This window comes from Mycobacterium adipatum (genome assembly GCF_001644575.1).
Lineage (GTDB): Bacteria > Actinomycetota > Actinomycetes > Mycobacteriales > Mycobacteriaceae > Mycobacterium > Mycobacterium adipatum.
This window is the reverse complement of the sequence record NZ_CP015596.1, coordinates 1,228,631-1,251,038: the sequence shown is the minus strand read 5'-3', so window position 1 is coordinate 1,251,038 and position 22,408 is coordinate 1,228,631. Positions and strand designations below refer to the sequence as shown.

Annotated in this window: 17 protein-coding genes and 1 pseudogene; 8 read left to right on the top strand and 10 right to left on the bottom strand. The window is 63.5% G+C overall.

Going from position 1 to position 22,408, the window contains the following annotated elements; translation table 11 throughout:
* Positions 1-325 precede the first annotated feature (325 nt).
* Together A7U43_RS05785 and A7U43_RS30610 are read left to right on the top strand one after the other, a co-directional pair.
* On the top strand, positions 326-988 hold the full coding sequence (locus A7U43_RS05785) for a TetR/AcrR family transcriptional regulator (RefSeq protein WP_011895441.1): 663 nt from the start codon (positions 326-328) through the stop codon (positions 986-988).
* A complete protein-coding gene (locus A7U43_RS30610) occupies positions 948-1,292 on the top strand; it encodes an adenylate cyclase regulatory domain-containing protein (RefSeq protein WP_078281695.1) in 345 nt (114 codons plus the stop codon). The genes A7U43_RS05785 and A7U43_RS30610 overlap by 41 nt, the downstream gene beginning before the upstream one ends.
* A gap of 604 nt (positions 1,293-1,896) precedes the next feature.
* Here A7U43_RS30610 and A7U43_RS05780 read toward each other — a convergent pair.
* Positions 1,897-3,042 carry an acyl-CoA dehydrogenase family protein gene (locus A7U43_RS05780; RefSeq protein WP_011895443.1) on the bottom strand — a complete coding sequence of 382 codons (1,146 nt, stop codon included), beginning with the start codon at positions 3,040-3,042 and terminating at the stop codon, positions 1,897-1,899.
* Positions 3,043-3,185: 143 nt separating this feature from the next.
* Here A7U43_RS05780 and A7U43_RS05775 point away from each other — a divergent pair, with 143 nt between their 5' ends.
* Complete coding sequence (locus A7U43_RS05775) at positions 3,186-3,863, top strand: TetR/AcrR family transcriptional regulator (RefSeq protein ID WP_225397498.1); 678 nt, start codon at positions 3,186-3,188, stop codon at positions 3,861-3,863.
* Between the two features lie 53 nt (positions 3,864-3,916).
* Here the strand turns inward: A7U43_RS05775 and A7U43_RS29085 are convergent, their stop codons facing one another.
* The 8 genes and pseudogenes from A7U43_RS29085 to A7U43_RS05740 all read right to left on the bottom strand — a co-directional run bounded on the left by A7U43_RS29085 (position 3,917) and on the right by A7U43_RS05740 (position 13,593).
* Positions 3,917-4,717: an SDR family NAD(P)-dependent oxidoreductase gene (locus tag A7U43_RS29085; RefSeq protein WP_109558230.1), complete on the bottom strand. Its 801-nt coding sequence runs from the start codon at positions 4,715-4,717 to the stop codon at positions 3,917-3,919.
* Positions 4,718-4,880: 163 nt separating this feature from the next.
* Positions 4,881-5,585, bottom strand: a pseudogene (locus tag A7U43_RS05770) (cytochrome P450); the annotation flags it as partial.
* A 352-nt stretch (positions 5,586-5,937) separates the two neighbouring features.
* Positions 5,938-7,527 (bottom strand): flavin-containing monooxygenase, encoded by a 1,590-nt coding sequence (locus A7U43_RS05765; protein ID WP_068001988.1) that lies wholly within the window; start codon positions 7,525-7,527, stop codon positions 5,938-5,940.
* A gap of 62 nt (positions 7,528-7,589) precedes the next feature.
* Positions 7,590-8,552: an alpha/beta hydrolase gene (locus A7U43_RS05760; RefSeq protein WP_067992185.1), complete on the bottom strand. Its 963-nt coding sequence runs from the start codon at positions 8,550-8,552 to the stop codon at positions 7,590-7,592.
* Positions 8,549-10,027 carry a flavin-containing monooxygenase gene (locus tag A7U43_RS05755; protein WP_375167650.1) on the bottom strand — a complete coding sequence of 493 codons (1,479 nt, stop codon included), beginning with the start codon at positions 10,025-10,027 and terminating at the stop codon, positions 8,549-8,551. The genes A7U43_RS05760 and A7U43_RS05755 overlap by 4 nt, the downstream gene beginning before the upstream one ends.
* 107 nt (positions 10,028-10,134) lie before the next feature.
* Complete coding sequence (locus A7U43_RS05750) at positions 10,135-11,805, bottom strand: flavin-containing monooxygenase (protein ID WP_011895450.1); 1,671 nt, start codon at positions 11,803-11,805, stop codon at positions 10,135-10,137.
* Complete coding sequence (locus A7U43_RS05745) at positions 11,802-12,725, bottom strand: hypothetical protein (RefSeq protein WP_011895451.1); 924 nt, start codon at positions 12,723-12,725, stop codon at positions 11,802-11,804. The genes A7U43_RS05750 and A7U43_RS05745 overlap by 4 nt, the downstream gene beginning before the upstream one ends.
* Positions 12,726-12,756: 31 nt before the next feature.
* Positions 12,757-13,593 carry an SDR family NAD(P)-dependent oxidoreductase gene (locus tag A7U43_RS05740; protein WP_011895452.1) on the bottom strand — a complete coding sequence of 279 codons (837 nt, stop codon included), beginning with the start codon at positions 13,591-13,593 and terminating at the stop codon, positions 12,757-12,759.
* Positions 13,594-13,734: 141 nt separating this feature from the next.
* On the opposite strand from A7U43_RS05740, the gene A7U43_RS05735 reads away from it, so the two are divergent.
* Positions 13,735-14,376, top strand: coding sequence for a TetR/AcrR family transcriptional regulator (locus A7U43_RS05735; RefSeq protein WP_085981139.1), 642 nt, complete (start codon positions 13,735-13,737; stop codon positions 14,374-14,376).
* Positions 14,377-14,523: 147 nt separating this feature from the next.
* On the opposite strand, the gene A7U43_RS05730 is transcribed toward A7U43_RS05735, so the two are convergent.
* Positions 14,524-15,723 carry an acyl-CoA dehydrogenase family protein gene (locus tag A7U43_RS05730; RefSeq protein ID WP_370492758.1) on the bottom strand — a complete coding sequence of 400 codons (1,200 nt, stop codon included), beginning with the start codon at positions 15,721-15,723 and terminating at the stop codon, positions 14,524-14,526.
* Positions 15,724-15,829: 106 nt separating this feature from the next.
* Here A7U43_RS05730 and A7U43_RS05725 point away from each other — a divergent pair, with 106 nt between their 5' ends.
* The 4 genes from A7U43_RS05725 to A7U43_RS05710 all read left to right on the top strand — a co-directional run bounded on the left by A7U43_RS05725 (position 15,830) and on the right by A7U43_RS05710 (position 22,348).
* Positions 15,830-17,431 carry an acyl-CoA carboxylase subunit beta gene (locus A7U43_RS05725; protein ID WP_067992181.1) on the top strand — a complete coding sequence of 534 codons (1,602 nt, stop codon included), beginning with the start codon at positions 15,830-15,832 and terminating at the stop codon, positions 17,429-17,431.
* A 5-nt stretch (positions 17,432-17,436) separates the two neighbouring features.
* The gene (locus A7U43_RS05720; protein WP_172527842.1) at positions 17,437-19,452 is read left to right on the top strand and encodes an acetyl/propionyl/methylcrotonyl-CoA carboxylase subunit alpha; all 2,016 of its coding nucleotides are present in this window, start codon (positions 17,437-17,439) and stop codon (positions 19,450-19,452) included.
* Between the two features lie 58 nt (positions 19,453-19,510).
* Entirely contained in the window at positions 19,511-20,665 is a 1,155-nt protein-coding gene (locus A7U43_RS05715; protein WP_067992172.1) for an acyl-CoA dehydrogenase family protein, read from the top strand.
* A 126-nt stretch (positions 20,666-20,791) separates the two neighbouring features.
* On the top strand, positions 20,792-22,348 hold the full coding sequence (locus A7U43_RS05710; RefSeq protein WP_067992169.1) for an acyl-CoA synthetase: 1,557 nt from the start codon (positions 20,792-20,794) through the stop codon (positions 22,346-22,348).
* Positions 22,349-22,408 lie beyond the last annotated feature (60 nt).

Below are 22,408 nucleotides of genomic sequence, written 5' to 3'. Positions count from 1 at the left end.
TTTGCCAAAGCCGTGTTGCCGAACGATGTGATGACGATCGGATGACGCCAACAGCGTCCGGCAGACGGAGAGATGGCTTTGTCCAGTTCCTTGCCGAACTGGACATCCAAAGAGGGCGCAGCGATCTGCCCACGCGGTTGCCGATCTTGGCCAATGAGCGGGCACATCCACGAATGGGGATCACACGCGCAGGCGCCAGCCACCTGCCACTGGGCGTCTACATTTCAACTCAACCTGGGATTGTGAGCAGGTGTTAACGTTCGTAGTGTAGCTCCCGGCGCTGCAGTGCTGCGCGAGCCCTGGTTGCGAGCGAAGGAAGGTAGTAGTGAACAAGGTGGTCGTTGCCGGACGTACCCGGGTCGGCGGCGAACGTCGGGAACGGATTCTCGCCTCTGCCACCGAGTTGATTGCCGAGCGGGGCTACCACGCTGTCTCCATGGCCGACATCGGCGTTGCATCAGGGGTTGTCGGGCCGGCCATCTATCGCCATTTCAACAGTAAGAGCGATCTACTGGCGGCCCTCTTCGAGCGAGTGGTGGACAAACTCCTTAAGCGTGCGACGGCGATCGTCGAGCAGTCCCGCGACGAGGCGGAGGCGCTGACCCTGCTGGTGTCAGACCAAGTCGCCTTGGTAATGGATCAACGCGAGCTGGCAATGGTGTATTACCGCGAAGTGCACAATCTGTCGGATCAGCACCAGAGCCGGTTGCGCCGAAAGCAGCGACTCTATCTAGAAGAGTGGGTACACCTCGTCGGAGAATTGCGGCCCGCGGTCGATGAGATTGAACTTCGGGCGATGGTTCATGGAGCGATCGGAGCCATTCAATCGATCTTGCACTACCGCGGCACTGGCCTGGCTCCCGAACAGACCTCTGCGCTGCTCGTTGCGATGGGTCACGCCGTGCTCGGCGTCCCCGCGTCGAGTCACCAGGTGCGCGGCGTGAACACTGAACCATCCTGTCCGCGTCCCGGTACGCCGCAGCACTAAGCAGGTCCAGGGTGTCAGCAACACACGAAGACGACCTCGCTCAGTATGTCTGCACGACGGTCTTGAGGGCGACAGCCGCCAGGAAAGGACTCATCTAATTGCCTGGCTGCATGCCCAGGGCTTCACGATTGATCAAAGCCGACTGGTGGCCCCAACCCCTCTCCTTCTTCCTACAAGCCGCGTACTGGGTGATGAGGGACGGTACGTCTCTCTGCGCGAGCTGAGCACGGAAACCGGAATCCAGACGAAACAGTCGCCATATTGCGGGCCCTCACGGAAGGCATCGGGCAGGCCACGGAGATGATGCGTGGCTTCGCGCGCTGAACATGTTGAAAGCTTCAGCCCGACGATTTGGAGAGGCTCGCGAATCGACTCGCGACTGCTGCGCGCGAGGCTGCCAACCCACCGGTTGAGATTCGTGAAACCCTCGGGGCGCGGTCATGCTGGTCTCATCACGACCGACGCCGCTGGTGACGACGATGCTGGACCTGATCGACAGCGCGTCAGCAAATGACCTGCCTTCCTTGAGGATTGGCGTGGCGTCCGGGTCAGCGGTCTCGCGCGCGGGCGACTGGTTCGGCAACCCCGTGAACCTGGCCAGCCGAGTGAGCGCGGCGGCGCGGCCAGGCGCAGTGTTGGTGGGACTCCACGCGGGTGATCGTCGACGACGCAGGCCTCCGGTGGTCGTCCGCCGGCGCATATCGTCTGAAGGGCGTCAGCAGCAAGGTCAACCTGTCTCGGGCGCGGCGCGCCCAGGCCGGCCGAGTAAGGCCCCCGTTTGAAGCGAGCTCGCCGGGTATCCGCCTAGTGAACAGTGACCGCCTAATGAACAGTCACCACCGACTTGATAAGCGAACGCCACCTCGCTATCGCGGCCCCTCGTAACCAATCTAGCGGTCGAATTCGATCTAAAGCGACCGAGCAATGATCTCCTTCATAATCTCGTTTGTCCCACCGTAGATCTTCTGAACGCGAGCATCGGCCCACATCCTGCCGATGGGATACTCGGTCATATAGCCGTAGCCGCCGTGGAGCTGCAAGCAGTCATCAAGGGCGACCATCGCACGCTCAGTAGTCCACCATTTCGCCATCGCGACGGTGGGGATGTCGAGTTCACCGCGCAGATGGCGGGCGACGCAGTCGTCGATGAAAACGCGGCTGATGTGGGCGTCGGTGGCGACCTCGGCGAGCTTGAACTTGGTGTTTTGGAAGGCGAAGACGGGCTTGCCGAAGGCATGCCGATCTTTGGTGTATTCCACAGTGAACTCGAGCGCTGTTTCTAGTACTGTCACTGCACCAAGCGCAAGGATCAATCGCTCTTGGGGAAGTTGCTGCATCAACTGAATGAACCCCTGGCCTTCAGTCGTACCCAGGAGGTTCTCAACCGGAATGTGCACATCTTCGAAATAGAGCTCGGAGGTGTCCTGTCCGCGCTGACCGACCTTGTCCAACACCCGACCCCGCCGAAAGCCCGGTCGATCGCCTTCGACCAAAACCAACGAGATTCCGTTCGCTCCGGCACTGGGGTCGGTCTTCGCAACGACGATGATGAGGTCGGCCTGAGCGCCGTTGGTGATGAACGTTTTGGAACCGTTGACAACGTATTCGTCTCCAACGCGCGATGCCTTGGTCGTGACAGATTGGAGATCGGAGCCAGTGCCCGGCTCCGTCATCGCAATCGCGCCAACCATCTCACCAGTTGCCAGTCTGGGAAGAAAGCGTTCCTTCTGCTCATCGGTGCCGTACTCGAGCAGGTAGTGGGCGACGATTCCACTATGAAGCGGCGCGCCCCATGCCGAATCGCCGATGCGGGCCTGTTCCTCAATCAAGACTGCTTCGTGAGCGAACGTTCCCCCACCTCCGCCGTACTGCTCGGGGATTGACATGCACAGCAACCCAAGATCACCCGCCCGGGTCCACAGGTCCCGATCCACGTGGTGCTGCTCGATGAAGCGGGCACTGTGCGGCGCGACCTCCTTCTCACAGAACGTACGTGCCAAATCCCGCAGTGCGTCGAGGTCGTCGTCCATCCAGCTAGAGCGGTTGGCTGCCATTACAAAGTCCTCACTGTGTTTGCTTGCGCACCGATCCCGCAATGGTCTCGCTTCGCCTGTGGGTACATGGTGTACCACGAATCGCACGCCGGGTACAACACGTACCCAGAACTTTCCAGAGCGCGGGGCGTTACGGTGACATCGTGGAGCGACAGCACTGGGTGGACACCACAGCGGTACGCCGCGCGGCCAGTAGGTTGCCGGGCCGTGAACTACGTCGTGAACAGATCATCGAAGCGGCGCTCAGCGCAATCGAAGAGAACGGGCCCCACGCACTCACGGGCCAAATCGCAGACAAGGCCGGTTTGGGACGCACACACTTCTACCGCCACTTCGCAAGTAAAGAAGAACTCGATCTTGCCGTGGCTCGTCACGTCCACCGCGAACTCACTGCGAAGATTCGCCTAACTCTGGATGTCCAGGGATCGCCGCTAGACGTGATACGCGCGCCGGTCACTCAGCACGTCATGTGGGCTGACGAACACCCCAACCTCTATCGGTTCCTGGTGAACCGACACTATCGGCGCAGCACCGAGAAGACCGCGCCCGGCAGCAGCGCATTCGCCTCTGAACTCGCCGTCGCGGGTGCCCGTTACTTTCCTCGCTACGGCGAGGACTCAGAGGCGGCAGACCGCAATGTCGCCGCCATCATGGGCTTGATGGACGCTTCGGTCCTATGGTGGCTGGACCATCGCGACTCCACTCGTGACGAACTCGTCATTCGGTTGACACGGCAAACCTGGTTGATAATCAATGACAGGCTGCAGGAACTGGGATTCCAGCTTGATCCCCACTTACCACTCTGCGAACCGAAAACCTGACCAGGTACAATTCGAGCCTCCCCACGCTAAACCCTCCGTCTTCGACACCGCCATCAACGATGATTGCGTTGGCGCCGCTCACCGACGCCGCGCATCAACGCGAAAGCTTTCAATCCAAGCGACGGCGCAGCATCGCTAGTGCGCGCAACTACGCCACGCCACCGAGGAACTACCCGGAATATCTGGCGACTCTCCAGCAACTCGAGTCCCGCGCGGGCCACGGCCGCAGCATCCATTGGACGCGGTCCGGCGAACAGAAGCGCCGCCCCAGGGTCGGCAACCCGGTCGGTGACCATTTTCGTACTTACCACGTCAGGGCATAGCGCCCGTGCGTGGATTGGCAATCCCGCATGGTCAAGGTCGCCCTGCAGCGATGTGGTGAACGACAATACGGCCGCTTTGGTTGCTGCGTACATCGCTAATCCAGGGATGGGCGCCAGAGCCGAGAGGGACGCGATGTTGAGGATCGCGCCCCCACCCGCGCCCATAGCGACAACTGCCGCGTGTGAGCCGGCAACGACACCTCGTACATTGACATCGAGGATCGACGCAATCTCGGCATCGCTGTGACTCCAGCTGTTACCCGCGAGTAGGATCCCAGCGTTGTTTACCCACACCGCCAGAGGGCCAGCGGCTAAAGCCTGAGCAGCGACTTCCCGATGACCCGACGGATCTCGTACGTCGTGCGTGGCGCTCCAAGCGCCACCGCCGACCTCGGTGGCAGCGCGCTCCGCTGCGTCGCCATCCACATCCGTGAGCAAAACCTTGTGACCGGCAGCGGCGAGTTGTCTCGCGATCTCCAGACCAATCCCTCGACCTGCTCCTGTGACGACGGCTGTTGATGGTTCTAGCATGACCATCCTTTCCGGCAGTTTGCGTAGGTTTGCCGACTACGGTTCGCCGGGGTTTGTTGAGGATCTCCGAGGCCACTTGGAGGACTGCGTCGATTCCGCCGGCGCCCTGTAAGGGCGATGTGCTCGGCTAAGCACTCAAAAGTCTCGTGGAATGACCTAGATATCATCGGCGACACAACGTAATAGGTAGGCCGTCGACAGGGAACAGGCAGGGACGTATTGTCCCACCGAACGCGGTAGCCGTCATCCAGACTCCAGGTGAATTCCCGCAGCATCTCGTGCAGTATTGCCTTCACCTCCAAGGTGCCGAAGTGCATCCCGATGCGCTTGTGCGCGCCTCCTCCGAACGGAAGCCAGGCGAAGCGGTGGGCCTGATCCTCGCGCCGTGGCGGCTCGAGTCGCGTTGGGTCAAACCGGTCCGGCTCGGTCGACACTGTGGGCGCAAAGTGGTTGACCGCAGGCGTGATGACGACGAGCACTCCGGAGGGGACGTAGTAGCCATCAATTAGGGTGTCGGTCACCGTCTTACGCATAACCAACGGTACCGGTGCAACTAGTCTGAGCGACTCCTTGATGACCAAGTCCATCGCCGTAAGCCCCTCCAGGTCCTCAATGTCCGACAGATCGTCGCCTAGACGGTCAGACTCAGCACGAAGTCGATCCTGCCATTCAGGATTCTTCGCCAAGAAGTACGCCACAGCGGCAGTGGTGATCGTTGACGTGTCATGAGCGGCCATCATCAGAAAGATCATTTGATTTATGCTGTCCGCATCAGTGAAGCGTTCGCCGTCCTGGCGCGCGCCTCACATAGCGCGGCGAGTAAATCACCATTCTGCCCCGAGCGTGCCGCCGGTAAGTTCCGGGCGAAGGCCAACGAGAGGCAATCCCTGATCGCCGATAACTGGCTTCAATCCGCTACCGGTCGGCGGCGCGGCAAGTTCGCGAACCGGCCATCGTCGACTCACTCCTGGATAGCGCGCTCGACGCGCTGCGGGAGGGGATTCAGTAGTACCGACAACAGCCGGTCACGGGACTTGCTTGCCGAACCGGACGGCGATTTGGTCATCGAGTGCCCCCTTGATGTTGTTTCTCGCATTATCGGAAGGATTTCACCCATCGTTTACACCGGTGACCACCCTGTCAACGGCGGTCACAGTTGCCGCTCGAATGTCAGCGACTCCCCGCCGTCCTCGGATACCCGTCACTGAACAGAGCCGCCACTAGTCGACGCTATCGGCCCCGCTTGGGGCATAGGGCATGTCGGCCAGATGGGTGTTGGCCGGCTCGGGTGTCCCCCTGCGCGACGAGTTCGCGGGCGCGGGACGCGACAGGACGTAAGCGCGCCGCTTCGGCCTGCGCGCACGAAGGCGATACAAGAAGGTCGGGCTGGGCCAGTTGGTAGAGATCGACCCCCGCGCCGAGCGATACCAGCTCGTGCACATAGTCCACACGGATCTGTCCAGGCGGCGACTCAACCGGTCGTTGAAGCGCTTCTCCACATCGGCACGGACCTCGATAACACTTCCTGGATGGGCACGGAGAACCTTCATCAACCTGACGATGTGTCGGGCCTGCGATTCGAGCATGTAGACGATGGACCCGGATCCCACGTTGGTGTTGGGCCCGTACATCATGAGGAAATTCGGAAACTCTGGCACCGATAGGCCGTAGTAGGCGTGCGCGCCATCCGCCCACACGTCCGACAATTTCCGGTCCGAGCGGCCGTAGACCTCCATCGGGGAAAGAAACTCGGTGGCACTGAAGCCAGTGCCGTAGATGATCACGTCGGCGGCGTGGAAGTCGCCGTTCACCGTGCGGATTCCGCCAGGTTCTACTGCCCGGATATCGTCGGTGACCAATGAAACGTTGGGACGTGCGAGCGCGGGGTAATAGTCGCTGGAGAACAGAATCCTCTTGCACCCGGGCGCATAGTCCGGCGTCAGGTGGGAACGCAGCCGGGCATCCGACACCTGGCGACCTAGGTGCCGGAGGGCGATGACTCCCAAGACTCGCGCTACTGGCTTCGCGTCGACGAGTGCCAACGCCAAGAACTCGAATATCGTCCAAATCATCAGACGTTCGCTGAGCCGCAGAATGGGCAACTTGCGCAGCAGTTGGTGATGCCGCCCACCGTACTGACGGTCGAATTTGGGCAGCACCCATGGGGCTGACCGTTGGAAAACGTCCAAGTGCTCAGCGCCTGCGGCGACCACCGGGACGAACTGCACCGAACTAGCGCCGGTGCCGACGACCGCAAGCCGCTTGCCGCTGAGATTCAGATCGTGGTCCCAATTCGCGGAATGAAACGACGGGCCCGCGAAGCCCGAGATTCCAGGAATATCAGGAACTGAGGGTCGGGACAGCTGGCCCACGGCCGAAATGACGACATCGCACTCCAATTCCTGACTGGTAGTCGTGGTCAGACGCCATGTGTTCGTGCGCTCATCGAAGGCCGCCTTAGCGATTTCGGTTTTGGTCCGAAGGAGGGACAGCAAACCACTTTCGTCGGCGACGCGGCGAAGGTAGGCGAGGATATCGCCTTGTTCTGCGTAACGCCGACCCCACCTGGGATTCGGCGCCGAGGAGATCGAGTACAACTGCGACGGGACGTCACAGGCCGCCCCTGGGTAGGTGTTCTCCCGCCAGACTCCCCCGACACCATCGCCCTTTTCGACAATGAGGACCCTGTCGAACCCTGCGCGTTTGAGGCGAAGTGCAAGGGTAATTCCGGCGAAGCCAGCGCCGATGATGACGATCGAGGGGTTACCAGGGGGATTGTCCTGGGTTGGTTCACGTTTCACGGGTTTCATCGTTAGCTCATACAACCTTCGTGCTGGGGCGCCTCGTGGTCAAGGCGTGCGCAGGGACGCTGTCAACGGACGGTGGCCGAAGTAGCCAAGAACTCGCCACCGAGCCTGAGGGCCTCACGTGCTTCTGGCAGTAGGCGAAACATCGCCTGGAAGACATGGATCTGGCCGCGGAAAACTTGCAACTGCGAGGAGACCCCTGCAGTTTGCAGACGTTTGGCAAAGACTCTGGAGTCGTCGAGCAACATCTCTCGTCCGCCGACCTGAATCAAAGTTGGTGGCATGTCCGTGAGATCAGCATCGAGCACGCTTATCCTCGGGTCGGCTGGATCGGCGCCCGCCACGTACAGACCAATTGTTCTCGACGCAGAGATGGCGGACGCAAAGGGGTCCCGTCTGCGCAGATCACGGTCCATCGCGAGTTGGCATGTCAAATCCAGCACCGGCGACATCAGCAGCATGGCATCCGGCGTCGGCAGTCGATGTTCCCGAGCGCCAAGCGCCGTCGCCGCAGCAAGCTGGCCGCCTGCGGAATCGCCGGCGAGCGCCACCGTGCCAGAAGACGCGGTGATCGCGCTTCCCTCTGTCAACCATCGATAGGCGATCAGTGCATCATCTGCGGCCGCCGGGAAGGGATATTTCGGGACCAATCGATAGCGCACGGCAAATACCGGCCTGCGGGCGGCCGCGGACAGTTCGCTGATGAGGCCACGGTGGGTCTCGGGAGAGCACATAGAAAATGCGCCGCCGTGTATATAAAGAATCGGCGGAGCATCCGAGGCCACGTTGGCCGCCTTGACCCAGTCGCCTCGCACACGTTCACCGGCGAAGGGCGTGTCTACCTTCTCGACACTGATTGCGCGCCTTGGCCGCGACACCACGAGTGTTCCCCGTAGCACGCGGTCCATGACCGCGAAGCCATGGTCGTTGGCCGGAATCACTTGCGTGAGAGGTCGAAGAACGCCTCGCGCCGTTGCCGCGACCAGGTGGCTCGCCATGCTCGGATTCGGCCTGGCAGGTGAACTCATCCGGCGGTGTCCACCTTCTGTGGGGCAGTGTCCGCCTTTTTCGCCGGTCGCCGTTCGAAACGGTAGTCGGCCAAGTCGAATCGTCGACTGCGCCAGATCGACTCGACCGTCGTCGTGGGACGCAGAGGCACGTCCCCATGCTTGTCGAAGTAATAGCTGTTCGCGCCCGCGCAGCTGTCCTGCCAGAAGACCTGCGTATGCCGCCGTGCCAGCATCTCCGCGAAGAAGCGTTGATTCGCCTCCTCGCGTACCTCGACGTAGTTCGAGTCGGCCGTCCTGGCATGCCGGAGGCAACGGAGAATGTGACCCGCCTGTGCCTCGATGAGTGCGAAGTAGGACGACCCGTTGTATCCGTACGGGCCAAACACTGAGAAATGGTTCGGGAATCCTGGCACGCTGACTCCCTCATATGCCTGGAGTCGGTTCTCGTCCCACCACTGTGCCTGGTCTCGGCCGGCGACACCTCTGAGCGAGTAGGTGGGCATGCTGTCCGATTCCATGACCTTGAATCCCGTTGCCAGGACGAGCACGTCGATCTCGTGTCTGACGCCATCGGCCGTAATTACCGCGGTCTCATCCACCCGGGTGATGGGGTTGGTTTCAAGAAGGACGTTCTCGCGGTTGAACGTCTTCAAATATTCGTTGTGAAAGCTTGGTCGCTTGCAGCCCAGCGCGTAACGCGGCGTCAGCTTCTCCCGAACGACCGGGTCGGTGACCTGCCGACGCATATAGCTGATCGCTGCACGCTCGATCGCCGACGCCAGCGGTATGGCGGTATGGAAGTGCGCTGCGACGGGAAAGGTGAGTTCGACAAAGGCCTGGCTGGCTCCCCGCGCGGCGATCTGCGCTCCGGGTGCGAGCCGGAGAAGAGCACTCAGCGGGCGGGGCACCGCGAAGTCGAATTTCGGCAGACACCATATCGGGGTGCGCTGAAAGACGGTGAGTGTGTCCACGTCCTTGGCTATCGAGGGGATCAGTTGCACCGCCGAGGCGCCCGTCCCGATGACGGCGACCCTCTTTCCGGTGAGGGTCTGCTGGTGGTCCCAGCGCGACGTGTGCATCGTGACCCCGCCGAAGTCCCCGACCCCCGGTATGTCCGGCGATTTTGGTCGCGTGAGAACCCCGGAGGCATTGATGACGAACCTCGCTGTCAGTTCCTCGTCCGTCGAGGTAAACAAACGCCACAATGTCGATTCTTCGTCGAACTCAGCCCTCACAACCGTGACTCCGAAGCGGATGCGCGACGCGAGGCCATATTTTTTCACGCAATGCTTCGCGTAGTTCTTCAGTTCGATCCCCGGCGCATAGGTACGGGACCACGACGGGCGTTTCTCAAAGGAGAATTGGTAACTATATGACGGAATGTCTACTGCAATCCCCGGGTAGGTATTCCAGTACCAGGTTCCACCCACCCCTTGGGCCTCATCAACGATGAGGAAGTCCGAGAAACCTTCCTTCAGCAGCTTGATGCCCACTCCGATCCCGGAGAATCCAGCTCCGATGACCAATATCTCGTGGGTGGGGACCTCGTACGTAGGGGCTCCGGAGGTGGGGGCATTCTCGTCGCCCGCAACATGGACACTCAAGCGTCTTTCCTCACTCTCGAGGCTGCGCGCTTAGGCGGTACCTTCCCGACGCCCACGTCCAGGATGTCGGCTTTGACGTCAGACCGCGTTGGCAGGGCGCCTGCGCTTTTTCGGCCCTGGGCTACCTTGGCCTTGCGGCCCTGGGCAACCTTGGCCACATTCGAGCCGTTTTGGGCGTGTTCGGTTGGGTGGTGCTCAGTTCGTGCGGTTGTCGGGGTCGTTACATAATCACCCATGTCGACCTTGGACAGTGCGCGCTTGAACTGGGTGGCGAAACCGGGGTACATGGTGCCGTTGTATCCGTCATTCGTGAGGTACCAGCTCTTGCAACCCGAATTCCAAGTCGTACTTCCCAACCGCTGCTGTACCTCGCCGTGGTAATTATTTTGCCGATCTTCGCGGACCTCGAGCGTACTGAGATCATTCGCGATGATCGCGCCGATGGCTTTGACGATGTAGTTGATCTCGGCCTCCATGTACACGAGGGCCGAGTTATGGCCGGGCCCTGAATTTGGTCCGAAGGTGAAGAAAAGATTGGGATAGCCTGCGACGGTGACGCTCCGGTACGCATAGGCGCCCTGGGACCACTCGTCGGAGAGCTCACGACCATGCGCGCCTCGGATGGGAAAAGGTGTGCCAGCCTTGCATACATCGAAGCCGGTGGCGAAGACGATGCAGTCCAGTTCGTGTTCGATGCCATCTGCGGTCCGTATGCCATTCGGCGACAGGGTCGCGATCGGCCATGAGACGAGCTTGCAGTTGTCGCGCTGAAGAGCGGGGTAGTAATCGCTGCTCATCAGCATCCGTTTGCAGCCGGCACGGAAGTTCGGCGTCAGCTGGCGCCTGAGCCAAGTATCCGATACCTGCCTCCGCAAATTCGCCTTCGCCAGTAGCTGGATGCCAGTGGTGACCGGGGTATCCCAGACCATGCCGACGGCCATGAGCTCGTGGCCCCAAAACCACGCCTGCCGTCCGACGTTCTGCACGCGAGGCAAGCGACGAAACGCCGTCCGCACCCACTGCGGATGGGAGAAGTCGGGCCGAGGGAGGACCCAGCCGGGGGTGCGTTGGAAGACCTTGACCGACCGCGCAGTCTTCACCAGTTCGGGAATGATCTGAACAGCGCTGGCTCCGGTGCCGATCACGGCGACACGTTTGTCGCTCATGTCGTAGTCGTGATCCCAACGCGCACTGTGGATCTTGTGACCATCGAAGGTGTCCAGTCCGCGGATGTCCGGCAGGCTCGCATTCGCCAGCGGCCCACTGGCCATCACTGCGGTGCGCGCCGTGAACTGCGAGCCGTCAGCTGTCTGCGCCGTCCACAGTGCGCTTTCCTCGTCGAACTCCAGACCGGTGACGTTCACTCCGAACCGGATGAAACGCGACAGCGAGTACTTGTCGACCATCGTCTTGATGTAGCCGAGGATCTCGGCGCTGCCCGAATACGCGCGGGACCAGTCCGGATTTTGCTCGAACCCGTAGGAATAGAGCAGCGACGGGATGTCGCACGCCGCGCCGGGATAGGTGTTGTCCCGCCAGGTACCACCCACCTCGTCGGCACGTTCAAGGACAACGAAATCGTCGATACCCTGTTGTAGCAACCGGATTGCGGTTCCCAGGCCGGCGAAACCCGCACCGACGATCAAGACGGTCGTGGTGTCGCTCATCTGGCCACCGGTTCGTAGGTCAGCTCTTCTGTCCACGTCGGTGACTTACCGAGCACCTCGGTGGGGAAGTGGTCGATCGCGGTACCCAGCCGCTGCGAAATGAAATGCAATGGCTGAGAACGCTTGATGCTGGCGGACATGTGAGCCTTCAAGATGTGGTAGCCCGGAACGCGGCGCGTGAACTCACTACGATCTCCGACGTTCTCGTACCGCATCACCGCGTTGTAGAGCTTCTCCTCCGACAATCCCATGGCGTTGAGATTGGTCAACATCCTGGTGAGCAACGGCACGTAGAGGACGCCGCCGAGAAGGATTCTCGGGTCGATGAGCGCCCCCATCGTCTGAGTCGCATGAATGCGCATGGGGCTGGCGCCGAGGTCGTTCAGAACCTGGAATCCCACTGCCAAGTGCCGCGATTCGTCGTTGTTGACCTTGTTGAAGACCTCGGCGCAGAGCGGATCCTGCACCTCGTCGAGAAGGAACTTGAGCAATGCTCCGTCGAGCGCAGTCTCCAAGGCTGGGATCGCCGCTCCGATCACCGTCAGCGGGAGGGCCTCGGCGTATCGGTCGATCCACTCGATGACCAGTCGAATATTCTTGTTCGGCACCGGGATTTCCCCTTCCTCGAGCATCCCCCACCGCTGCATGAGCGCCAGCTCCGCGTTGGCGTGCCGCTGCTCCTCGGCATGGAAATACCGGTAGATGTCACCTAGAGCCTCGAACGGCGCTTTCGGCGCCATGGCGGCGAACGCGCGTGCACCGACGTGTTCTATCCACACCACGTCAGCCATGAACTGCTTCAGTTCGGGCCGCTGCTCATCAGTGATTTTATCGGCGCCCGGCGCATCCCAATCGATGTCGGCCAGCGCCCACTGCCGATTCTTGATCGTCTCGAGCATATCGCTGTACTTGAATGCCATTGGAGTCTCCTTTGTCTTTGTCTGGAATGACTTAGCGCGCGATTCGCTCAACCAAACCGAGCGCACGGGTATACGTGGCAGGCACTGCCCGCTTAAATAACCAGAGAATCTTCGCGTCGACTTGGGGTAGGACGTGCAACTGACCGCGATCGTTCGCGTCCAACGTTTTGCGCGCCACCGATTCCGCCGACACGCCGGTCCACTTCATCAAATTCGTTGCCAGCTTGGCGGCCGACTCCTCAATACCAGGGTTATCGACGATGTTGGTCTTGACAAATGTCGGGCACAGTACAGTCACCGCCACACCAGTACCACTCAGCTCGGCCGCCAAAGTCTCGGATAGCGAGAGCACGCCGGCCTTGCTGACGTTATAGGCACCCATCCGGGGCGCTGCTCCAAAACTTGCAGCCGATGCGACGTTGATAATTCCCCCGCTGCCCTTCGCACGAAGTCGCGGTACGAAGATCTCGCAGCCGTAAATCACTCCCCACAAGTTGACTGAAAGTGTCGCTTCCCAGTCCCGCTTGGGCGTCGCGCCGATGACATTGCCACCGATTCCGATGCCCGCGTTGTTGATCACCAGGCTGGCTGCCGCGCCGAACCACTTCTCGGCGCTGTCGGCGAGTTCGCGGACCTGCTCTTCGTCCGTGACATCGCATGCGATGTCGAGCCCCTCGCCGCCGGCTTGGACGACGAGCCCGACCGTCTCCTTGGCACGCACCGGGTCGATGTCGGCACACACCACTCGTCCACCTCTACGGGCGAGCTCCACCGCGAAGGCACGGCCAATTCCGCTGCCCGCTCCCGTTACGACCGCGTTGGCGCGGCGGCTCAGGCGAGGCGGTCTGTCCCACCTCAAGATATCCATCACTACTGAATCCTTTGCAGATTACGGCGACGCCTGACCTGTGAGACAAGCCGGCCTGCAGCCATCTGGTGGCGGCGAACACAATTGTGGTCGCCTGCCACCAGTTTGATGCGGCGCTCCTGCCTTTGTCAAGATGTATTCGTGCGGACAAAGGCAGCAAGGTGGGGCGGGCGTACTGGCGCCGAACGACGGGCTGACCGGCGGCGGCGCCTAGTGAACGCGGCGACGGAGATCTGGACGGAAAGCGGATGGGCTGCCGTGACAATGCGTGGGGTCTGCTCCAGAGCCGCGCTGAACGACCGATATTTCTACGAGGAGTTCAAGACGCGCGATGAGTTGCTCGTAGCAGCGTGGGACAACGTGCGGGACGAGATGCTCGGCGAGGTTTCGGCAACATTTGCCGAACGCGTCGGTCAACCACCGATCGAAACCATTCGCGCCGCAATCTCGATCGTTGTTCTCCGCATCGCGCAGGATGCCGGGCGAGCACAGATCCTGCTGACACAGCACGTCGGCAGTTCAACATTGCAAGATCGCCGAGCGGTGGCCTTGCAGGAAGCAACCCAGCTCGTCATGGCCGCCAGCAAGCCGCATCTGAAGCCTGACGCAGACGAAATGGCTCTGCGTATGGACACGTTTGTAGCGGTCGGCGGCTTCGTCGAACTGATCAGCGCTTGGCACGCAGGACTACTGGTCGATGTAAGTCAGGTCGACATCGTCGAACATACGAGTAGACTTGCTGAGACGCTGGCTCGCCGCTACGTGGTTGATAAGTTTGGCTAGCTGGTACTCCGGAGGCAATTTCCCGGTGGCGGAGGCTGCATTGGCCGCAGGGGTCGTGACACACCGTTGACTTACCTTAGAAACGGTGGAAGGTCCGTCTCGTCGACCTGCCAAGCCGACGCTCCTGCTGTCGAATGGCGGCTTCACTCAGAGGCCAATCTGCTTGGCGATGATCTCCTTCATGATTTCGGTGGTGCCGCCCCCGATACCCAGGATGCGCGAATCGCGATAGTGCCTTTCGACCTCGGTCTCGCGTAGGTAGCCCATGCCACCGTATAGTTGGACGGCCGTGTCAACGGCGAGCGCGCAGGCCTCTACGGCTTGGTTCTTGGCCATCGAGACCATCCGCACGTCGGTGTCTCCGGCGACGATGCGGTCCACAGCGGCACGGGTGTACGTACGGGCGACGTCGACGGCCGTCGCGATATCGACGATCTTGTGCCGCACCACCTGTCGGGTGGATAGCGGTCGACCGAAGGTTTCGCGCTTCTTCACCCAATCCAGCGTCAGGTCGAGGCAGCGCTGGGCCGTGGCGTAGCACTGGACGGCGATGAAAGCACGTTCGACCTGGAACTGTTGCATGATCTGCAGGAATCCGCTGCCTTCGGGGCCAACCAGATTGACCACCGGCACGCGCACGTCGGTGAATCCGAGTTCGGCGGTATCGGAGCACAGCCAGCCCATCTTCTTCAGTGCCCGCGAGACCAAGAAACCCGTGGCGCCACGCTCCACCACGAGCAGAGAAATCCCCGACGGGCCCGGGCCGCCGGTACGCACGGCGGTGGTCACGAAATCGGCGCGGACACCCGAGGTGATGAACAGCTTCGCACCGTTGACCACGTAGTGGTCGCCGTCGCGCCGTGCGGTAGTGCGGATGCCGGCGACGTCAGAACCGGTGTCGGGTTCGGTGATGCCAAGGCTGCCGATCTTCTCCCCGGCCAGGGTCGGCGCCACGAAGCTGCGGATCTGCTCGGGATCGCCCTGCGCGGCCATATGGGGCACTGCGATGTGATGCGTAAGTAGGCTGGCCAGTAAGCCCGACGAGCCGCCGGCCTCCATCACGGCCTCGGTGAGCAGCACCAGGTCGCGCAGGTCACCGCCGGAGCCACCGATCTCTTCGGCGAACCCGATGCCCAGCAACCCCGCTGCGGCTGCGCGGCGGTGGAGTTCTCTAGGGAGCTCTCCGGCGTCCTCCCAGTCTTGCAGGTGAGGAACGATCTCCTTCTGGGTGAACGACATCGCGAGGTTGCGCAACGAGATGCGCTCGGGCGTCATCCACGGGTCGGCTGCGGCCGCCTCCGCTTCCCGCTGATCCGGCTGTTTCATGTGAGTTGCTCCTGCTGTGATCACTCGGGGACGGCACGATTGCCACGTCGACCCCATTGTCGTCGAATGTTAATGACCGATAACGTAGCGTGTCAGGAGATCGACGTTGATGTCACCTGGAGGAAAGTTGATTGACGTCCTGCCCGACCGGGTCGACACCCGCGCGCCGGTATACCTCGAGAATCGCGAGGGACTCATCGCGCAGCTCCATGCGCTCGCCGAACAGCTGGCGCTGGCCAACGGTGGCGGCGGCGAGAAGTACGTCGCCCGGCACCGTAGCCGCGGCAAGATGCTGGCTCGGGAGCGCGTCGAGCTGCTCATCGACCCCGACACGGCCTTCCTGGAACTCTGTCCGTTCGCGGCGTGGGGCACGAAGTTTCCGGTGGGCGGCAGCGTTGTGGTCGGCATCGGCATCGTCGAAGGCGTCGAGTCGATGATCATCGCGCACGACCCGACCGTGCGCGGCGGAGCCTCGAACCCCTACACCTTCCGAAAAGTGTTCCGGGGCATGGCAGTCGCCCGCGAGAACCGGCTGCCCATCATCAACGTCGTCGAGTCGGGCGGGGCGGACCTGCCCACGCAGGCCGAGATCTTCGTGCCCGGGGGCCAGCTATTCAACGACCTCACCCAGCACAGCGCGCAGGGCCTGCCGACACTGGCGCTGGTATTCGGTAACTCGACGGCAGGCGGCGCGTACATCCCCGGCATGTGTGATTACGTGGTGATGGTCCGCAACCGGTCCAAGGTCTTCCTCGGTGGTCCGCCGCTGGTGAAGATGGCGACCGGCGAAGTGTCCGACGACGAGTCGCTCGGCGGCGCCGACATGCACGCCCGCACCTCCGGGCTGGCCGACTACATGGCCGAGGACGAGCAGGACGCCATCCGGATCGGGCGGCGCATCATGGCCAGACTGAACTGGCGCAAGCTCGGGCCCGGCCCGACACAGCCACCGACCCCCCCGCTGCGAGACCCCGACCAACTCCTCGGGATCGCTTCGGTGGACCCGAAGGTTCCCTTCGACCCACGTGATGTCATCGCCCGAATCGTGGACGGGTCCGCCTTCGACGAGTTCAAGCCGCTATACGGCACCTCGCTGGTCACCGGTTGGGCCTCGATCCACGGATACCCGGTAGGGATCCTTGCCAACGCGCGCGGAATCCTGTTCAGCGAGGAGGCGGAGAAGGCCGCCCAGTTTATTCAGCTGGCGAACCAGATCGACACGCCACTGGTGTTTCTGCAGAACACCACCGGCTACATGGTCGGCGCGGAGTACGAGCAGGGTGGCATCATCAAGGACGGCGCGAAGATGATCAACGCCGTCTCCAACAGCGCTGTCCCACACCTGACGATCGTGATGGGCGCGTCCTACGGTGCGGGCAATTACGGGATGTGCGGGCGGTCCTACTTTCCCCGCTTCCTGTTCACCTGGCCCAACTCGCGTTCGGCCGTCATGGGCCCGGCCCAGCTCGCGGGCGTGCTGTCGATCGTGGCCCGCGAGTCGGCCGCCGACCGGGGGCTCCCGTTCGACGAGGAGGCCGACGCCCAGATGCGCGCTGCCGTCGAGGGCCAGATCGAGCGTGAGTCGTTGGCGCTGGCCAACAGCGGCAGGCTCTACGACGACGGGATCATCGACCCGCGCGACACCCGTACCGTTCTCGGGTTCTGCCTTTCCGTGGTCCACAACAGCGAGATCCGTGGCCAGCGTGGCTACGGCGTGTTCCGGATGTGATGGCGATGCCCGTGATCAAGAAGCTGCTGGTGGCCAACCGGGGAGAGATCGCCCGACGCGTGTTTCGCACCTGTCGCGAACTCGGCATCGCGACCGTCGCCGTGTACTCCGACGCCGACGCCGACGCCTGGCACGTGGACGATGCCGACGAGGCCGTCCGGCTACCGGGTTCCTCGCCGGCGGAGACCTACCTCGACGGTGACCGGGTGATCGCCGCCGCCCTCCTCACCGGCGCCGACGCCGTGCATCCCGGCTACGGCTTCATGTCGGAGAACGCCGGCTTCGCGCGGGCCTGCGCCGACGCCGGGCTCGTGTTCGTCGGCCCGCCGCCGGATGCCATCGACGCGATGGGTTCCAAGCTGACGGCCAAGGCGATGATGGCCGATGCGGGCGTGCCGGTTCTCCCGGGCGGCGACGCGACCGGCCTGGACCCCGACAAGCTGCGCAAGCTCGGCGCCGAGATCGGCTACCCGCTGCTGGTCAAGGCGAGCGCGGGTGGCGGCGGGCGCGGCATGCGGGTTGTCGAGTCGGCCGACGACCTCGACGGAGCCGTGGCCTCGGCCTCGCGCGAGGCGATGTCGGCGTTCTCGGACGGCACGGTGTTCCTCGAGCGGTACGTGCAGCGTCCCCGCCACGTTGAGATCCAGCTGTTGGCCGACATGCACGGCACGGTTGTCTCGCTGTTCGAGCGGGAGTGCTCGGTGCAGCGCCGCCACCAAAAGGTCATCGAGGAGGCGCCCTCGCCCGTCGTCGACGACGACCTGCGCGCCCGGATGGGCGCGGCGGCGGTCGCGGCGGCACAGGCCGTGGGTTACGTCGGGGCCGGAACGGTCGAGTTCGTCCTCGACGCGAACGGCGGCGATGACGACGGGACGTTCGCCTTCCTGGAGATGAACACCCGGCTGCAGGTCGAGCACCCGGTCACCGAACTCGTCACCGGGCTCGACCTCGTGCGCCTGCAGTTGCTGGTGGCGATGGGTCGGCCACTGCCTGCCGAGGTGAGCAAGCCGCGGATCACCGGCCACGCGGTCGAGGCCCGGCTCTACGCCGAGGACCCCACGAAGGGCTACCTGCCGCAGACCGGAACGCTGCGCACGATGCAGATCCCCGACCACGTCGGGGTCCGGGTGGACTCCGGCGTGCGCGACGGCTCGGTGGTCAGCCACCACTATGACGCCATGCTGGCCAAGGTGATCGCCTGGGCGCCCACCCGCGCCGAGGCGCTCGGCGCGCTGTCCGCCGCGCTCGCCGGCGCCCGGATCCACGGACTCACCACCAACCGGGATCTGCTGGTTCGCGTTCTGCGCCACGACGAGTTCGCCGGACGCGGCACCGACACCGGGTTCCTCGACCGCCACGACGTGGCCGACCTCGGCGCAGCCCTCATCGACCGCGACGGGGAGGGCTTGCACGCCATCGCGGCCACACTCGCCCAGGTCGCGGGACGCCGCGCGGCGGCCCCCGTCCAGCCGACGCTGCCTGCCGGGTGGCGCAACAACCCGTCCCAACTGCAGTCCACCGGATGGCTGACCGCCGACGGCCGCGAGCGTCGGGTGGGCTATGCGCTGCTCCGCGACGGCGTCGAGGTCGAAGTCGACGGCAAACCGGTCGAGGACGTCAGGGTGCTCGTGCAGCGGCCGGACCGGGTGGTCCTGGAGACCGGCGGGGTACGGCGCGGCTACGACGTCGTCCTCGACGGCGACATCGCCTACGTTGACAGCCCTGCCGGGTCCACTGCGTTCACCCAGGTACCGCGGTTCCTGGACCCCAGCACGCTCAAGCCGGCGGGCTCGCTGACGGCGCCTATGCCGGGTTCGGTGATCCGGCTGCCCGTCGCCGCGGGCGACGTCGTGACGGCCGGGCAGGCCTTGGTCGTGGTGGAGGCGATGAAGATGGAACACACCATCGCCAGCCCGATCGACGGGATCGTCGCCGAACTCTCGGTCGAGGTGGGTCAGCAGGTGTCCACCGGCGATGCCCTCGCGGTGGTCGGAGCGGCCGACAGTGCAGACGAGGATTGAGCACCATCAGACCCGTCACCGGCCCCGGTGGCGGGTGACTTCGAAGTAGGAGAGCGGTATGGAACTGCACGAGACCGAGGAACGGCGAGCGCTGCGCAAGGCCGTGTCCGAGATCGCCAAGGACTTCGGGCACGACTACTACGTGGCCAAGTCGCTCGGCGGGGAGAAGAGTTCGGAACTCTGGCAGGCCGTGGGCAAGCAGGGGTTCCTCGGGGTCAACATCGCCGAGCAGTACGGCGGCGGTGGCGGCGGCATCTACGACATGCAGATCGTCGGTGAGGAACTGGCTGCGGCCGGCTGCCCGCTGCTGATGACGGTGGTCTCCCCCACCATCTGCGGCACGATCATCGAGGCTTTCGGCAGCGACGAGCTAAAGGCGCGCTGGCTGCCGGGCATCGCCAGCGGCGAGATCATCATGGCGTTCGCGATCACCGAGCCGGATGCGGGCTCGAACTCTCACAACATCTCCACCCACGCCAAGCGCGTCGGTGGGGATTGGGTGCTCAACGGCACCAAGTACTACATTTCCGGCGTCGACGAGGCGGAGGCCATCCTGGTCGTCACCCGCACCGCGACCGACGACCGCGGCCGCGGACGGCTGAGCCTGCTGGTGGTCCCGACCGACGCGCCCGGGTTGACCAAGACCCTCATCCCGGTGCAGGCGGTGACACCGGAGAAGCAGTTCACGCTGTTCTTCGACGACGTGCGGGTGCCGGCCGAGAACCTGATCGGCGCGGAAAACGACGGTCTGCGTCAGGTGTTCATGGGCCTCAACCCCGAACGCATCATGGGCGCCGCCCTGGGCAACGGCATCGGCCGCTACGCGCTGGACAAGGCGTCGGCCTACGCGCGCGAGCGCAAGGTCTGGGACGTGCCGATCGGAGCCCACCAGGGCCTGTCCCACCCGCTTGCGCACGCCAAGATCCAGCTGGAGCTGGCCCGGCTGATGACCCAGCGGGCGGCCTCACTGCACGACGCCGGCGACCCCGGTTCCGCGGAGGCGTCGAACATGGCCAAATACGCTGCGGCGGAGGCCGGCATCCTGGCCCTCGACCAGGCGATCCAGACCCACGGCGGCAACGGGTTGGCCACCGAGTACGGGCTGGCCACTCTCTGGGGCCCGGTGCGGCTGATGCGCACCGCGCCGATCAGCCGAGAGATGATCCTCAACTATGTGGCTCAGCACAGCCTGAACCTGCCCCGCTCATACTGAGCATCCTTCATCCGTTCGTGTCCGCTTCGGTCTACAAGACGGACGGTGGTGATCGGTCGCCCGCCGGGGCCGGGTCCTGCCTTACCGAGCATTTGTCAACCAAAACTGCCGAGGAGGCAAATCAACATGGATCGCGGTATCGGTCAGTGGGTCACCAAACGGGCCTTCCTCAACGGGCAGCGCACGGCGTTCGTCTGCGGTGACACCAGCTTCACGTACTCCGACTTCGATCGGCGCACCAACCAGGTCGCTTCGAACCTGTTGCGTCTCGGCGTCCGCAAGGGGGACCGGGTGGCCATACTGCTGGTGAACTCGGTCGAGTTCATGGAGGTCCTCCTCGGCTGCGCGAAGATCGGCGCCATCACCATCCCGATCAACGTCCGACTCGCAGGCCCGGAGATCGGCTACATCCTCGCCGACTCCGGCGCCGACGTGTTCGTGTTCCACGAGCCGCTCGCGGCGGCGGCGGTCAGCGCGCTGGCCGAGCCGGGGGTCCGGGTCCGCCACACGGTCCGGGCCGGGGGCGCCCCGGCCGACGGCGAGATCGCCTACCCAGACCTGCTCTCCGGCGGCGCCCCCGAGCCTCTCGACAGCGACGTCGAGGGCCGCGACGCCGCGTTCATCATGTACACCTCGGGCACCACCGGCCGCCCGAAGGGCGCCATCCTCACCCACGACAACCTACTGTGGAACGCCATCAACGTGCTGGGCGCCGAACAAGGCCTGACCGGCAGCGACGTGACTGTTGCAGTCGCCCCCATGTTCCACATCGGCGGGCTCGGGGTACATACGCTGCCATTGCTCTACGTCGGCGGGACCAGCGTGATCCTCCCGTCGTTCAACCCGGTGAGCACGCTCAAGGCGATGGCCGAAAGCCGCGCCACCGTCCAGTTCATGGTGCCGGCGATGTGGTCGGCGCTGACCCAGGTGCCCGACTTCGACTCCTACGATCTCTCCGCGTTGCGTCTGGCCATGGGCGGCGGCGCACCGATGCCGCTGACTGTCATCGACTTCATGCAGCAACGTGGCGTCCCCTTCACCGAGGGATTTGGGATGACCGAGACTGCACCCATGGTCTCGGTCTTGGACGCCGCCAACATCACGACGCGGGCCGGATCAATCGGCCGGGTCGCCATGCACGTCGATGCCCGCATCGTGGACGCCGACGACCGGGACGTCCCGGCCGACACCGTCGGCGAACTCCTGGTGCGCGGACCCAACGTGTTCGTCGGGTACTGGATGAAGCCGGCGACCACCGCCGAGGCCTTCCGGGGCGGCTGGTTCCACACCGGCGACCTCGGCCGGATCGACGCCGACGGCTACATCACGCTCGTCGACCGCAAGAAGGACATGATCATCTCGGGCGGGGAAAATGTCTACCCCATCGAGGTCGAGCAGGTGCTGTTCCGTCACCCCGGTGTGCTCGACGCCGCGGTGGTCGGCGGTCCGGACGACAAGTGGGGTGAGCGCGTCGTCGCGGTGGTGGTGGCCGACCCAGCCGCCGAGCAGGAACCCAGCGCCGACGAACTGATCGCCTGGTGCCGCGAACGGCTGGCGCATTTCAAGTGCCCCCGCGAAGTGCACCTCCTTCCCGAGCTGCCCCGCAACGCCACCGGCAAGCTCCTCAAGACCGAGCTGCGCAAGCGATTCACCGGCGTCGAGGGCGGCGTCGTCCAGCGCTGAGGCACGACACCGGAGGCGGAGCGCGGGTTTGGGAAGTGTTGTCACGACGAGTAGCCACGG

Coding starts and splice junctions, on each gene's coding strand:
- A7U43_RS05780 (WP_011895443.1), bottom strand. CDS start 3,042: ATGGCAGCCAACCGCTCTAGCTGGATGGACGACGACCTCGACGCACTG.
- A7U43_RS29085 (WP_109558230.1), bottom strand. CDS start 4,717: ATGCTAGAACCATCAACAGCCGTCGTCACAGGAGCAGGTCGAGGGATT.
- A7U43_RS05765 (WP_068001988.1), bottom strand. CDS start 7,527: ATGAAACCCGTGAAACGTGAACCAACCCAGGACAATCCCCCTGGTAAC.
- A7U43_RS05760 (WP_067992185.1), bottom strand. CDS start 8,552: ATGAGTTCACCTGCCAGGCCGAATCCGAGCATGGCGAGCCACCTGGTC.
- A7U43_RS05750 (WP_011895450.1), bottom strand. CDS start 11,805: ATGAGCGACACCACGACCGTCTTGATCGTCGGTGCGGGTTTCGCCGGC.
- A7U43_RS05745 (WP_011895451.1), bottom strand. CDS start 12,725: ATGGCATTCAAGTACAGCGATATGCTCGAGACGATCAAGAATCGGCAG.
- A7U43_RS05740 (WP_011895452.1), bottom strand. CDS start 13,593: ATGGATATCTTGAGGTGGGACAGACCGCCTCGCCTGAGCCGCCGCGCC.
- A7U43_RS05720 (WP_172527842.1), top strand. CDS start 17,437: ATGCCCGTGATCAAGAAGCTGCTGGTGGCCAACCGGGGAGAGATCGCC.
- A7U43_RS05715 (WP_067992172.1), top strand. CDS start 19,511: ATGGAACTGCACGAGACCGAGGAACGGCGAGCGCTGCGCAAGGCCGTG.
- A7U43_RS05710 (WP_067992169.1), top strand. CDS start 20,792: ATGGATCGCGGTATCGGTCAGTGGGTCACCAAACGGGCCTTCCTCAAC.